This window comes from Acidisarcina sp., assembly GCA_035539175.1.
In the GTDB taxonomy this organism is placed as follows: Bacteria; Acidobacteriota; Terriglobia; order Terriglobales; family Acidobacteriaceae; genus JANXZS01.
This window is the reverse complement of the sequence record DATLIY010000007.1, coordinates 435,895-450,951: the sequence shown is the minus strand read 5'-3', so window position 1 is coordinate 450,951 and position 15,057 is coordinate 435,895. Positions and strand designations below refer to the sequence as shown.

The following is a 15,057-nucleotide window of genomic DNA, read 5'->3' as shown; positions in this document are numbered from 1 at the left end:
CCAGGATGCAATGCCGCAGCGGCAGGCCATTTCCAGCCTCGAGTTTTCTTCTCATGGTCCTTAAGAGCCGCAATCGGGGAAGCGGCTCCAATCCTCAAACCGTGCGGACTTCTTCAGTGCTCGAGTGCAACGCTGGTTTGCTGAACCCTCGCGCCTGCTGCACAATCGTCCGATACTTCCGTGCATTTTCCGTGATGCTCTCTGGCCTGCCTGCCTGGATTGCCTTGGCATCGACCAGATCACTGCCAACTCCCAGCGCATAGGCACCCGCCTCGAGAAACTCGCTTGCCGTGGCCAGCGATACGCCGCCGGTGGGGATCAGTTCAATCTGCGGCAGCGGAGCTTTGAGCGCCTTGAGATATTTTGCTCCGCCCACCGCGCTGCAAGGGAAAACCTTAACCACATCGGCGCCCGCCTGCCAGGCGGTGACCACCTCGGTCGGCGTCAGCGCGCCGGGAAGTACCGCGATTCCATAGCGCTGGCAGATCTCGATCGTCTTCACATTGAGCGAGGGACTCACGATAAATTCCGCCCCCGCGAGCATGCAGGCGCGCGCCGTTTCCGGATCGAGCACGGTTCCGGCACCGATCAGCAGGCGATCTCCCGCCTCCAACACCAGCCGGCGAATCACCTCCACCGCGCCGGGGACCGTCATCGTGATTTCCAATACCGTGATGCCGCCCGCCTCGAGAGCGCCTGCCAGGGCAAGCGCCTGTTCCGATGAACTTGCACGCAGTACCGGCAACAGTCCTGCATCGTGAATTCGAGCCAATACCTGAGCCTTCGTCATCAACGTCCTTATTTTGCTGTACAGGTTCCTGTTTCTACCGATTCACACCGCTGGCAAGATAGCCGCCATCCACCACGAGGATTTCGCCGGTAATAAAGCTGGCTGCCTCGGATGCAAGGAAGACCGCGGCGCCGACCAACTCCTCAATCTTTCCAAAACGGCCCATCGGGCTGCGGGTAAGGATTTCCCGGCCCCGATCCGTTCCATCCAGCAGCGCTGCATTCAAAGCGGTGCGGAAGAATCCGGGTGCAATTGCATTCACCATCACTCCGTGGCGTGACCACTCCACCGCCAGGGACTTCGTCAATTCGCCGACAGCCGCTTTGCTTGCTCCATAAGCTGTGACCTCAAACAAGCCGAGAAAGGTCGAGATCGACGCTATGTTGATGATGCGTCCGTAACCCCGGCTCAGCATGTGCTTGCCAAATACCTGGCAGCTCCGCATCGTTCCGGTAAGGTTCGTGTCCAGGATGTCGTTCCATGAGTCTTCGGGGAAATCGAGACTGGGTGCACGCTTCGTGATGCCTGCGCAATTCACCAGGATGTCGACTTTGCCGAAGGAATTCAGTACCGTGCTCGATAAATTCTCGAGCGAATTTCTATCGCGGACGTCCGAAGTGATTCGCAGGGTCTTGCGCCCCTTGGCTTCGATTTCAGCGGCGATCGCTTCCACCTGATCCTGCCGTCGCGCGGATGCAATTACATCGGCTCCCGCTTCGGCCAGGCCCAGTGAGAGTGCATGGCCAATTCCAGTAGTACCTCCGACAACAACCGCGGTTCTGCCTTCCAAAGAAAAAAGTGAATTTCCCAACGTACATGCTCCTTCTGCTGATCTGGATTTCGATTTTTGGTTTGCAGAACTATGGCGTCCTGCGCAACCGATGCTTAAGCATCGGTTGCGGCGCGGCCTCGATTATGGCTGAGTTGTGGAACCATTACCTGGAAGAAAAGCATGGCTACCAGATAACTGCATCCACAAATCACGAAGAGGGTGGAGTAGTTATGCGTACGATTGAGCATATAGCCGGCGAGCTTGGCGAAGACCGTACCGCCGAGCGCGCCTGCTGTTCCGCCAATTCCAACCACCGTAGCAACCGAGCCTGCGCGGAAGAGGTCGGATGGCGTAGAGAATATGTTGGCCGACCAGCCCTGATGGGCCGCCGCCGCGACGGTGATCACCGCAACGGTGATCCAGAAGTTTGGAATGTGGCTTGCCATGACAACCGGCAGAGCGAAAACCCCGCAGATGGCCATTGCGGCCTTCCTGCTGAAGTTCACCGTATGTCCGCGCTTCATCCACATTCCGGAGAGCCATCCTCCAAGGATGCTGCCGAAGCTTGCACCAAAGTAGATGATGGTCAGAGGAATGCTCATCTGCTTGAGCGACATATGAAACTGGCTGCTGAGAAACTTCGGTCCCCAGAATAGATAGAACCACCACGCAGGATCGGTGAGAAATTTACCGGCGGCAAAAGCCAGCGTTCCGCGATCCAGCAGCAGCGAGGTAAAGGAACGCTGCTCGGTCAACTCTTCCAGTTGAACGGCGCTCTGCGTAAGTAGTTCGCCATGCGGCCGCAGGCGATTGTAGGGAAAGGCCATCCAGAGGATCAGCCATAACATGCTCAAGCCGGCGGTGAAGACGAATGCGTAGCGCCATCCCCAGCGCAGGGCGATATAAGGAATCAGGGCAGGAGCCAGCAGGGCGGCGAAATTGGTGCCGGAGTTGAAGATTCCCGTCGCAAGGGCGCGCTCCTCTTTTGGGAACCACTCGGCCACCGCCTTCAACGCGGCGGGAAAGTTGCCGGACTCACCAATACCCAGAAAGAAGCGGGCAGTTCCGAATCCGACGACGCTGTGGACGAATGCATGTGCCAGCGAAGACAGGCTCCAGATGCCGACAAACAGACCGTATCCGCGCCGGGTGCCAAAGCGATCGACGATGCGTCCGGAGAGCAGGTAAGCCAGGGCGTAGGCGAAGGTAAAACTCGCCACCATGTTGCCATAGCTGTTCTCGGTCCAATGCATATCTTTTTCCAGCAATGGAGCGAGAATGCCCAGGACCACGCGGTCCATATAGTTGGTTGTGGTGGCCAGAAAAAGCAGCGCGCAGAGGACCCAGCGCATGCGGTTGCTGTTGTCCTTAGGGCGGTACATCACGCTCTCGTCGACGCTCTGCGCCTTGTTCATTCGAATTCCTCGCCGTTGTGGATCCTGTGTTATGGGCCGCAGGTCACAGACCCCTCTCAAGACCGTCTGCTCTTTGGTTTTGCAAAATTAGCGCGGGGGAGCAGGAAATGGATGGGTGTGAAGTATCTGTCAGGCAACCTTACAGATGACGGTAGCAGTGGGGTTGTGGAGCTGTCAATTTGCGCCAGAGGTGAAAGTTGTGGCGTAAAGACCACGTTCCTCAAGGTTTCCACCGTGCTCCGAGCGATAGGAATTGTGCCCGTAATGGATAGGCTATCGTCAACGATTTTTAAATGTGTAAGATAGCTTGACATACCCATATCTGCGTCGTAGATTTCCGTGCATGATCCAGACAGCGAGTCGACGTGGCTTCCTTCGTGGAGGCGCCCTGGCAGCAACTGCCGCGCTTCTCTCTCCTCATGCATCCCTTGCTGCAGCTAATGACAGCAATAAGAAAGAGTCATCATCTCCCATTCGGCTCGGAGTAGCGAGCTTCTCCCTGAGAAAATTTCAACCCCAGCAGGTTATCGCGGATCTCAAACAATTGCGAACGCCCTACCTGAACGTGAAGGACTTCCACCTGCCGATGGGCACTCCCGCGGAGATCAAACAGGCAGCCGCAGTCTATCGCGATGCCGGAATCGAACTGACCGCGGCGGGCACCATCTACATGACAAAAGATGACGATGCCGACATGCGGCCCAAGTTCGAATACTGCAAGCTGGCGGGAATCTCGCTGATCGTGGCGGGCCCCACGCGGGAGACGCTTCCCCGCATCGAGAAGTTCGCCAAAGAATATGACATTCGAATTGCGATCCACAATCATGGCCCCGAGGATAAGCAGTTCCCCTCGCCCCTGGACTCGTTGAAGGCCGTACAGGGGATGGACCCGCGGATGGGCGTTTGCCTGGATGCAGGACACGCCGAGCGCGCCGGAACAAACGTGGTGGACGCCATCAAGCAGTGCGGACCGCGTCTCTTCGACATGCACATCAAGGACCTGACGGACTTCCATAGCCGGGATAGCCAGGTGGCGGTCGGCGAAGGGCTTATGCCGATTCCTGCTATCTTCAACGCGCTGATCGAGCAGAACTACAAGGGCTGTGTGGATCTGGAATATGAGATTCATCCAGACGATCCCATGCCGGGCATGATGGAGAGCTTCGCTTACATGCGCGGGGTTCTTGCCGGAAGGAACGATAAGGCCTAGGGCCTGTCGGCTTCAGGACGAGCTTCGGAATAGATGGAGGGGAGAAGAGATGTCGGATGTGAATCGCCGTAGTTTTCTGGTTGGGGTGGGTGCTGCTATGGCTGCCGCCGGGCTTTCACCCTCGAAAGCCATTGGTTCGGAGATTGCAAAAATGTCACGGTTGAAGTCTCCCTTCAGGATCGCGGTTATCACGGACGAGATCTCTCAGGACTTCGACCATGCCTGCGCTGTGGCATCGCAGGAGTTCGGCATGCAGTGGGTCGAGTTGAGGGATCTGTGGAAGAAGAACATTCTTGCGCTCGACGCGGCAGAGATCGCCGAGGCGCGTCGCATCCTGGCGAAATACCAACTGCGCGTGACCGATATTGCCAGCCCGCTCTTCAAGGTGGACTGGCCGGACGCTCCGCTGTCGAAGTTCAGCCCGAAGCATGATCAATTCAACGCCGCCTTCACTTTCAAAGACCAGGATCACGTACTGGACAAGAGCATCGAGTTGGCGAAGGCCTTCCAGACGGATCGCGTCCGGGGCTTCGATTTCTGGAGACTGGATGATCCTGCTCCGTACCGCAAGGCAATCAATGCCAAGTTGCAGGATGCAGCAGAAAAACTGGGCAGGCAGGGACTCATCTTTATTTTGGAGAACGAGATGGCCTGCAATACCGGTACAGGGGCGGAAGCCGCAAAGGTGCTGGCCGCGGTGCCTTCGCCACACCTGATGCTGAACTGGGATCCAGGAAATGCGGCTGCACTTGGCGAAACTCCTTTCCCCAATGGCTGGGACCTGTTGCCGAAGAATCGTATTGGTCACTGCCACTGCAAGGACACTGTAATAAAGTCCGGTGGCGGTTACGAATGGGAGCCGGTTGGTAAAGGCGTCATTCATTGGGCGGAGCAATTCAAGGCATTGAAGGCGATGGGGTATCGCCATGCCGTGAGTCTGGAGACGCACTGGCGTGGAGCAGGTACACCGGAGGAATCGTCCCGCCAGAGCTGGGCTGGAATGAAGGTTGCGTTGGAGACTGCCGGCGCATTGGTTTGAAAAAACAGTAAGAAGGGGTTAGGGAATGAATCGACGGGAATTCGTGGGTGGCATCGCAGCCGGTGCTGCGGTAATGGCGGCATATCCTTCAGCGCGTGCCTTGGGAGCCAACAATCGCATTCGCTTTGGCCTTATCGGCGCTGGCGATCGTGGGACACAGGATCTGAAGGATGCGCTTCGGCAGCCGGATGTGGAATGTGTAGCAATCGCTGATGTCTATTCGCGGAACCGCGATCGGGCAAAGACTCTTGTTCCCGGTGCCGAACTGTATGACGATCCGCGGCGCCTTCTCGAACGCAAGGACGTGGATGCTGTCATCGTAGCCACTCCGCTGCATCTCCATGCAGAGCATATGCTGGCCACGCTCGCCGCGGGCAAGGATGTCTATTGCGAGAAGACCATGACGTGGAACATTGCAGAGGCTGAGGCCTGCCTGAAAGCAGCGCAGAACTCCAAGCAGGTGGTGCAGCTTGGCTTGCAGCATGAGAGCGACGGAGATCTGGCCGACGCGCGGAAATGGATCGACGACGGTCTGGTCGGCAAGGTTGCCCTGGTCGAGGCATGGATGAGCCGCAACACTCCGCACGGCCATGGACAATGGGTGCGCCCTGTCCCCAGCGATTGCAATCCCGATCACGTCAACTGGAATCTCTTCCTGGATGGCCGGCCCAAGTCAGAGTTTGATGGGAACAAATTCATCAACTGGCGGCTCTTCTGGGAGTTTTCCGGCGGCAACATTACGGAGAACATGGTTCATCAGATTGCCTGGATCCAGACAGCTCTCAACCTGAAGGAGCCGGAGGCCGTGACCATGTCAGGCGGTGTCTTCTCAGAGAAGGATGGCCGCCAGGTTCCGGACACGATTGCGGTCACGATGGAGTATCCCGAGACGATTGTGCTGTGGCAATCCACCTTCAGCAATCACCACTTCGGCCTGGGAGAGAGGATTCTCGGCAGCGACGGCACCATCGAGCACGTCAGCGGCGCGACGGATATGGTCACCGGAAAATATACCTCGGGCATCAACTACTATCCTGAGAAGCTGAATCGGCCCAATGGCGTAAACCTCACTGGAGAATCGCAGAGCAAGGATCACATGGCGAACTGGATGGAGTGCATCCGTTCCAGGAATCAGAAGACGAATGCGCCGGTGGAGGTGGGCTACAACTCAGCTATCGCCGCACATATGGCCAATCTCGCATATCGCGAGAAGCGCCGCGTCACCCTTGCCGAAGCAAAAACCACTAAGCAGCCGTACTAAGTCCCACCTCCCTGGCGGATCCGTTGTTCGATCCGCCAGGGAAGACCGCAGAATGTACGATTCCCGAGGTGCGAGTGCAGAAAGACCACTCCAGGCTTGCGATTCCGGCCTGTCGATCCACTCCACCACCGCAGCTCCGGCACAGAATCTCCAACGTTCCAATCGCTCCGATTTCCGCGCAGTCTGATGGCGTTTTGCCCGTCGGAACAGGTTGCATTACGCCGTCAAAGGGGGGCCGTCGCGCTTTAAGTTTGCCGGGGATAATTCAAGGAACAAAGCTAGATTGAGAGTCGGAAAGCGACCTTAAAAACGTTTGCGCAGGATGCGATGTAAACGGTTGTATTTAAATACAGATAAATCCCGTAAGGAATTGATTGACAGTCATCTATCGCAAGCCGTAGTGTCTTCTCCGCGGTAATGCTAATTGGTTCAACAACAAAACCTAAAGAACTGGCGACATAGCCCTGCCTGAAGTTCGGGCTCGAGCTGCCAGAAACAAGCAAGAACCGGAAGTAGCTTTTTGGGGAGGTACAACGTATGAAAGCTTCAAGGTGCAAGGCACTATTGCTCTTGGTGTGCGCTTGCGTGGGGTTGATGATCCCGGCCAGCAGTTTCGGCCAGGCTGTCTATGGCTCCTTATACGGCACAGTTACCGACAACACTGGCGCCGCTATTCCGAATGCAACAGTTACTGTTACAGACACCAATAAGGGAACCAGCGACTCGATCCAAACCAATGCTTCCGGCGAGTATCGCGCAGAGCATCTGATCCCAGATCTCTACAGCGTGAAGGTCGTGATGGCCGGATTTAAGAGCTCTGAGACAAAGGGCATTCAGGTTTACGCCGACCAATCCTTGAAGGTTGACGCGCAGCTCCAGGTAGGTGGATCGACCGAGAGCGTTGAGGTCAATGCGGATGCCATCCCACTGCTGAAGACGGACCGCGCGGATGTCTCGACCACCTTTACCCAGAGGGAAGTTCAGGATCTACCTATTGGCGATCGCAATTTCACGAACCTGCAATTGCTCCTTCCCGGTGCGCAGCCGTTAGGTTGGAGCCACGCAGCCGACGAGAACCCGCAGGGCAGCAAGCAGATCCAGGTAGATGGCCAGGCCTTCGGTGGAGTGGCGTTTGAGCTGGATGGAACCGACAATCAGGATCCGATCCTGGGCATCATCGTCATCAATCCGCCAATGGATGCTCTATCGGAAACTAAAATCACCACGCAGAATTTCGATGCGGAATTTGGCAAGGCTGTTTCGTCCATCGTGACGGCGCAGACCAAGTCGGGCACTAACAAGTTCCATGGATCTATTTTTGATTTTCGCGAAAGTGCGGCGAATCTGGCCAGAGACCCCTTCACGCAGAATCCAGGACCCGACGGCAAGATTACGAACACGATCTTTCCTTCAGCCTTGAAAAATCAATTCGGCGGTTCGATCGGCGGTCCGATTCTCAAGGACAAAGTATTCTTCTTCGGTGACTACCAGGGCGTACGTCAGAAGGTTGGTACATCGGCCACTATGACGGTGCCTTCGAAGTACCTGATATCCACTTGCCTCGGACAGCAGACCAGTCCCAGTGGTATCGCCGGATGCGACTTCAGCGAATACGTGGCTGCAGGCGCCACTGCGGGAATTTATCAAGGAGGTCCTTCCCGTTATCCGTCCGATGTGATTCCAGCCTCGCAACTTTCACCGCAGGCGCTGGCATTGCTGAAGCTGCTGCAACCCTATGCTCCGAATACCCAGGGCAATCTCAATGGGTTGAAGAGCAACTTCGCGGGTAGCGGCACGGGCCTGTTCAATGACAACCAGTGGGACGTCCGCGGTGATTATCAAGCGAATACCAAGACGCATGTGTTTGGTCGCTTCAGCCGCTTTACCAGTGTGCTTTCGGGCAAGACTCTCTTTGGCGCCGCAGGCGGTGCAGGAACCGGCCTGGGCAATTATGGTGGCAACTCCTCGGGTGCGGATGACAGCGTTGCGCTCGGCGTAGACATCGCCGTTACCTCAACGCTGCTGACGGACGTCCGGCTCGGCTATTACCGCTACAACGTGATCGACAGCAAGTACGATGCCGGCACGCCGTTTGCGAAGAACCTGGGCATCCCAGGCCTGAACTTGGACACTACAACGACTGGCGCTCCCGGGTTCAACATTACAGACGTCGGCTCGTTCGGTGGTCCCAGCAACTCTCAGGCTGCCGGTGCGCAATACGGGTCGGGCCTCAACATCACGCGCTGCAACTGCCCACTAATTGAAAAAGAAGACCAGGGGCAGATCGTCAACAATTGGACCAAGATTATTGGTAACCACTCGTTGAAGTTCGGTGCGGATATCCGTTACGCACGCAACCTTAGATTCCCCAGCGACAATGACCGTACTGGTCTGCTGTCCTTTGGCACTGGCCCATCATCGAATGGCGTGGCCGGTTCAGGGACAGGGCTTGGATTCGCGACGTTTGTGCTGGGCGACGTCACCTCTTTTGGCCGCTATGTAAGCACCAAGACAAACGCGAAGGAGTTTCAACCGCGAGACTTCTTCTACGTCCAGGACACCTGGCGCATGACCAATGCTCTTACCGTGAACTACGGCCTGCGGTATGAGTACTACGCACCAGAAAGAGTGAACGGAACAGCCAACGGCGCATTGATGGATCTCAAGACCGGATACCTTCACGTCGCTGGAGTCGGCAAAGTGCCGCTCAATATGGGATGGAGCCCGGCAAGCTTCCCGCTCAATCCGCGTGTTGGAATTGCATATCAGCTCGATCCAAAAACTGTGATCCGCATGGGTTACGGGCGGAGCTTCGATATCGGCGTGTTCGGATCCATGTTCGGTCATGTGGTTACCCAGAATCTGCCGATACTGGCCACTCAAAGCCTGAACACCGGGTCGCCAACGGGCTCCGTATTCAAGCTGTCGGATGGTCCCGTAGCCGCAACCTTCCCAACTGTTCCTTCGAACGGGTTGCTTCCCGCTCCCGGATATGCAGTCAGTCCGAAGGCTCGTCCCACCACCATGCGCATGCCAACGGTGGACGCATGGAACCTGAGTGTTCAGCATTCGCTTACGCCAACGTTATCGGTAACTCTGGCATACGTTGCCAACAAGGGAACGCACACACTAAGCGCCGGGGACGGCAACAACACAAATCCAAATGAAGCTGCCATCAACCTGCCGCCGCAATACAGCGTGACCGGCAATGCGTTGCACTTCGATCCTCTTGTTCCATCTGCGGATAATCCGGCGAATGGCGTGGTAGCTCCTCGCTCCAACGGCATCATCGGAATTTCGGCAAACGGTGGCACGTCGAATACAAACTACCTGTCCCGCTATTACGGCCTATCCTTGCCAGCCTGCCAGGATCCGGCTTATGCTGTTCCGCTCGATCCGGAGCACGGCATCACCCCTGGCAGATGTGGCTGGACAAACGGGATCAGCTACTACGGCAACGACCAGGATAGCCATTTCAGTGCTCTCCAGGTTACTGTCGCTAAGCAGATGTCGAAGGGACTTTCTCTCACTGCTAACTATGCATGGCAACGCGGTATCGACTATGGGAACCAGTTTGTCACCTGGCAAAGGAATGCCCAGAAGGGACGCAACAACGATATCCGCGAGCAGCAGCTTGTCCTGTATGGCTTGTATCAGCTGCCATTCGGCCGCAACAAGCAGTTCGCTTCGAATGTTCCGGGTGTCGTCGATGAAATCATCGGTGGGTGGCAGATCAGTCCAGTCATGAACTGGTCCAGCGGCCTGCCATTTACGTTGTCGGATTCAGGCTGCAAGATTCCAGGATCGGTGCCGTGCTATCCCAATGGCAGTGGTAAGAACCTGAATGTCAGCCTGGGCGGTTACAATGCCCAAACCCATCGCCACAAATTCTTTGACGCACCGAACGGTTCGCTGCCGCCCGGGTTCACCTATGCGGCTTTAGACACAATCGGTACGGCTGGACGGAATGATGCTTTCGGACCGGAGTTCTTCAACACGGATCTCGCTGTGCAGAAGAATTTCCCGATTTACGAAAGTGTTCTTGCCCAGTTCCGCATGGATGCGTTCAATGTCTTCAACCACATCAACCTCGCGCTGCCAAGTGGCACGCTCGATCAGGGACCGCAGTACATCAGCAGTCAGGCGCCTGGGGCCTCCCCACGTCAACTCCAGTTCTCTTTGCGTGTGCAGTTCTAACGCTCAAGTGAACTCGAACCTGAGCGAGGGGAGCATCTGCTCCCCTCGCTCTTTTCATGCGCATGCCTGGGCGAATAGGATGGAGTTTGTTTTTCTCACTCGCTCTTGAGGCCGCATGGCAGGATTCGGCAAAAACATGCCTCGAATAACTCGTAAGGTATCTGTCTCTGCACTCTTGGCGACATTGGCCATCGCTGCGACTTCAATCGCAATGCAGAGTTCAGCCGCCGCAGGTTGGAGTCTAGGCCCATTCCTCAGGCCATCGCAGGGAAACCCGGTGATGGCTCCGCGACCGGATAGCCTGTTTAACGACCCGATACGCAAAGCTCCTGTCCAATGGGAGGCGCTGCATACCTTCAATCCCGGCGCAGTCGTTCGCCAGGGCAAGGTATATGTCCTCTATCGCGCGGAAGATAATACTGGCGAACTCGCAATCGGTGGGCATACATCCCGCCTTGGCTTGGCGGAGAGCTCAGATGGCATCCACTTCCAGCGCCGCGCGGTTCCAGTCTTCTATCCCGTGAACGATACGCAAAAGGAGCGCGAGTGGCCTGGAGGAGTGGAAGATCCGCGCATTGTAGAAGGTGAAGACGGAACCTATGTGCTGACCTATACGCAGTGGAATCGAATTACCTACTCCATCGGCATTGCAAGCTCCAAAGACCTGCTCCACTGGGAGAAACACGGTCCCGCCTTTCTTTCGGCGATGGGTGGGAAGTATGCAAATCTGAAATATAAGTCGGGTGGCATCGTAACTAGATTGCAGGATGGGCGTCTTAAGGCCGCAAAGATCCACGGAAAATACTGGATGTATTGGGGAGAAGGCGAGGTCCACTTAGCTACATCTTTGGATCTGCTTCATTGGACTCCGGTGGAGGATGCCTCCGGTGAGTTAGTCGCTGTGCTGAAGAAAAGAGCCGGGCATTTTGACAGCGGCTTTCCCGAAGTTGGTCCGCCGCCCGTTTTAACCAGAGAGGGAATCGTGGTTCTCTACAACGGCAAAAATGATCCCGAGTCGGGAGATCCCGCTCTGGGCGCCAATGCCTATGCCGCGGGGCAGGCACTCTTCCGCAGCGACGATCCCGCAAGGCTGGCCGCACGAGCCGACTCTCCCTTTCTGAAGCCGGAGATGCCGTACGAAAAGACAGGCCAGTATGTCGCCGGTACTACCTTTGCCGAAGGGCTGGTTGCATTTCAAGGAAAGTGGTTTCTCTACTATGGCTGTGCAGACTCTATGGTAGGAGTTGCTGTGGCACCAATGGCAGATCAGCCAAAGCAGGTAAAGCGATGATGGAACGCGGCCGTTGCGGCAAGGCAGGGAAGCGGGCTTTCCTCGGAATACGCGTGTCGTTTTTCTTCGCATTGCTCTGCGTGTCTGTCAACAGCATGCCGGGGCAGCAATCGTCTTCTGCCGCAAGTGGGGCAGCGGGAGAGGCGGATCTTCCTGCCCTGCGCGCATTGATTGATAAGGGCCATGTGACGGAGGCGCTCCGGCAGCTTGACCTGCTGGCCGCGCGGCATCCTGAACCGGCAGGCGTGGAGCGTCTGCGCGGTGTCGCGTTCTATGCGCAGAATAAATTTCCTGAAGCAGACCGCGCGCTTGCTACGGCTCTGCAGCAAGATAGCAAGGATGTTGAAGCCGCGGAGATGCGCGGTCTTACTCTCTTTCGCCTGGGGAGATCTGCCGAAGCCATACCTGTTCTTGAAGGTCTGCACACCTGGTCGCCCAACACAAAGGTCGATCCCAGTTATGTGCTGGCGCTGTGTTATATCGATGTGCGTCGCTACGACGATGCGCGGCACGCCTTTGCGCGTCAGTATGGATTTGAGCCGGATTCGGCAGCAGCCTACCAACTTGCGGGGCGCATGTTGTTGCGTCGCGAGGTCTTGCCGCCGGCGCAGCAGTTTGCCAGGAAGGCCGTCGAGTTAAATCCCAATCTGCCGCTGACTCATCAACTGCTTGGTGAGATATCGCTCGCGAATCAGCAATTGGCTGAAGCCGTTACAGAATTCGAGAAAGAGCGGGCTCTCAATCCGCTCTACGGTGGAATCTACGATCGTCTTGGGGATGCGTATACTCGCTCCGGTGACTATCAGAAAGCTCAGCAGGCGTTAGAGCAGGCCATGCTGCTCGAACCCAACTCGACGGGACCGTTCATCCTCATGGGCAAAGTGCTGCTCAAACGTCAGGATCCCGCAGGTGCTACGAGTTATCTGGAGCGAGCGGCCCGCATGGACCCATCGAACTTTATGACGCATAGCCTGCTGGGGCAGGCCTACCGCATGATGGGCCGAACCGAAGACGCTGATCGCGAGGCCGCACTGGGGCAAAGGCTGCAATCCGGGGGGAGGTCCGTTCAAGACCCCGCTCGTTGATGACGCGATCCTACTTCGTGCCGGAGCTTCCGCGCAGCGCATCGGACTTCAGAATCTTGCCGCCTTCCTGAATCACATAGAGCCGATTCGCCGCAAGGTCTTTCAGCGCATCTGTGTGTCCCGATGGCCATGAGATCTCGACATCAGCTTTGGTCGACGTATCCAGTCCAAAGTGAATTCGCAAATCATTCTGTGAGTAGTAGCTGCCTCCGCTGCGAACCTCTTCAATCTGCACCACTGGCTTCTTACCCTCGGATAATTGCCCGGTCACTTTGATCTTTGCGCCAATACCCGTGCGGTTCGACTTCGTTCCCACGGTTCGAATCTTGATCCAGTTGCGGTTCAGGGTAGAGTCGCAACGCAGGAGCTGCGGGTAGGCGTTCACGCAATTCACCACGATGTCCACGTCGCCATCATTATCAAAGTCGCCGAAGGCGCAGCCTCGCGCGGGGGCTGGTTCTTTGATTCCCGGTCCGCCAAGTGCGGTTACGTCTTCAAACTGCCCATTGCGCAAGTTGCGATAGAGATACTTCTGCTGCGCATAAGGAGCATCTACCTGCGTACCATCTACCTCGGGATACACGTGGCCATTCGACATCAGGATGTCCAGCCAGCCATCGTTATCCATGTCAAAAAAGCCCACGCCCCAACCCAGAAGCCGTGTGTTCAGGCCCATTCCGGCAAGGTAGGTGTGATCCTCGAATGTCCCGTCCCCGAGGTTCTGGTACAGCGAATCCGTATCGCCGGCGAAGTTTGTCTTCACAATATCCGGCAGACCATCGCGGTTGAAGTCTCCGATGGAGACTCCCATGCCGGCCTGCGGCTTGCCATCCGGCGAGAAGGCTACACCCGCTTCAATGGCCACATCCTTGAAGGTGCCATTCCTCTGGTTCATGTAGAGCGTCGCCGCGGTCGAGTCATTGGCGACATAGATATCCGGCCATCCATCGTTATCCAGATCCGCCACCGCGACACTGAGTCCATAGGTGCCAATGGTGTCCCACATGCCGCTCTTCTGCGACACATCGGAGAAGGTTCCATCCCCGTTGTTGTGGTACAGAATGTTCTGCGCGCCCTGTAACCCGGGAGGTCCGCATGCTACCTGGATGCCCTTGTAAGTGCAGCCAGCAGCCTCAGGAATCGGAGCCGTCTTAATATCGAAATCGATGTAGTTGGCGACGAACAGGTCCAGGTGGCCATCGCGATCGTAGTCCAGAAATGCGCATCCCGAGTTCCAGTGGGTCCGCGATTGCAGCAATCCCGCCTTCTCCGTCACATCGGTAAAGGTTCCGTCGCCGTTGTTGCGGTAGAGTGCGTTCTGGCCGTAGTAGCTGATGAAGAGGTCGTCCCATCCATCGTTGTTGTAGTCGCCCACGCAACAGGCTTGCCCCCAGCCCGCGCGGGCCAGTCCCGCCTTCAGCGTAACGTCGGTGAATGTGCCGTCGCGATTGTTTTTGAAGAGATGGCACACCGGCTCCTGGCCTTTGGGAAAGCCCTCAATACGAGTGCCGTTCACCAGAAAGATATCCAGCCAGTCATCGTGGTCATAATCGTAGAAAGCTACGCCGCATCCGGTAGTTTCTAACAGATACTTGTTCCGGTGTTCGCCGCCAAAAATAGTTTTTGCGTTCAGCCCCGATTGCCGGGCGACATCCAGAAAGCTCACGCCCAGGGGCGTGCCTGCCACCGGAGAAGGAAGTACTTTGGGAACGGGACGAGGCTTGGCATCGTAGGTGGGACGCGCGCCTATCTGCTGCCCCATTGTCTGGCCCATAGTTTGCCCCATGGTCTGGCCCATCTGCGGCGGCATGGCCAGCGCCAGGACGTCTTCCAGGGAGAGCACCAGAGCCGTGCTGGAAAGTGAACGAAGGAACCCGCGGCGACTCCAGATCAAAGGCTCTACTCCCCGACTACCAAGGCTAAACCAAAAACTCCATCTGCAAGCACCATGAGTATATGGGACGCAAATGACTCCTACAATCTTCGACAGGGGCCAT

At 56.6% G+C, this 15,057-nt stretch carries 10 protein-coding genes; 6 read left to right on the top strand and 4 right to left on the bottom strand.

Going from position 1 to position 15,057, the window contains the following annotated elements:
* Window positions 1-94: 94 nt before the first annotated feature.
* The 3 genes from eda to VM554_04630 form a co-directional block, all read right to left on the bottom strand.
* Window positions 95-790, bottom strand: a complete 696-nt coding sequence (gene eda, locus VM554_04640) for a bifunctional 4-hydroxy-2-oxoglutarate aldolase/2-dehydro-3-deoxy-phosphogluconate aldolase (GenBank protein HVJ07647.1) — start codon at window positions 788-790, stop codon at window positions 95-97.
* A gap of 34 nt (window positions 791-824) precedes the next feature.
* On the bottom strand, window positions 825-1,601 hold the full coding sequence (locus VM554_04635; GenBank protein ID HVJ07646.1) for a glucose 1-dehydrogenase: 777 nt from the start codon (window positions 1,599-1,601) through the stop codon (window positions 825-827).
* A 74-nt stretch (window positions 1,602-1,675) separates the two neighbouring features.
* The gene (locus tag VM554_04630; protein HVJ07645.1) at window positions 1,676-2,977 is read right to left on the bottom strand and encodes an MFS transporter; all 1,302 of its coding nucleotides are present in this window, start codon (window positions 2,975-2,977) and stop codon (window positions 1,676-1,678) included.
* 544 nt (window positions 2,978-3,521) lie between these two features.
* On the opposite strand from VM554_04630, the gene VM554_04625 reads away from it, so the two are divergent.
* From VM554_04625 to VM554_04600, 6 genes are all read left to right on the top strand, one after another.
* Window positions 3,522-4,187 (top strand): sugar phosphate isomerase/epimerase, encoded by a 666-nt coding sequence (locus VM554_04625; protein HVJ07644.1) that lies wholly within the window; start codon window positions 3,522-3,524, stop codon window positions 4,185-4,187.
* A 49-nt stretch (window positions 4,188-4,236) separates the two neighbouring features.
* Window positions 4,237-5,226, top strand: a complete 990-nt coding sequence (locus VM554_04620; protein HVJ07643.1) for a sugar phosphate isomerase/epimerase family protein — start codon at window positions 4,237-4,239, stop codon at window positions 5,224-5,226.
* A 25-nt stretch (window positions 5,227-5,251) separates the two neighbouring features.
* Window positions 5,252-6,487 (top strand): Gfo/Idh/MocA family oxidoreductase, encoded by a 1,236-nt coding sequence (locus tag VM554_04615; GenBank protein ID HVJ07642.1) that lies wholly within the window; start codon window positions 5,252-5,254, stop codon window positions 6,485-6,487.
* Window positions 6,488-7,081: 594 nt separating this feature from the next.
* Complete coding sequence (locus tag VM554_04610) at window positions 7,082-10,684, top strand: carboxypeptidase regulatory-like domain-containing protein (GenBank protein ID HVJ07641.1); 3,603 nt, start codon at window positions 7,082-7,084, stop codon at window positions 10,682-10,684.
* 280 nt (window positions 10,685-10,964) lie between these two features.
* Window positions 10,965-11,975: a glycoside hydrolase family 130 protein gene (locus tag VM554_04605; protein HVJ07640.1), complete on the top strand. Its 1,011-nt coding sequence runs from the start codon at window positions 10,965-10,967 to the stop codon at window positions 11,973-11,975.
* A complete protein-coding gene (locus VM554_04600; GenBank protein HVJ07639.1) occupies window positions 11,972-13,060 on the top strand; it encodes a tetratricopeptide repeat protein in 1,089 nt (362 codons plus the stop codon). Before VM554_04605 ends, VM554_04600 begins: the two co-directional genes overlap by 4 nt.
* Window positions 13,061-13,070: 10 nt before the next feature.
* Here VM554_04600 and VM554_04595 read toward each other — a convergent pair whose 3' ends face one another.
* Window positions 13,071-14,954, bottom strand: coding sequence for a CRTAC1 family protein (locus VM554_04595; GenBank protein HVJ07638.1), 1,884 nt, complete (start codon window positions 14,952-14,954; stop codon window positions 13,071-13,073).
* Between the last annotated feature and the right edge of the window lie 103 nt (window positions 14,955-15,057).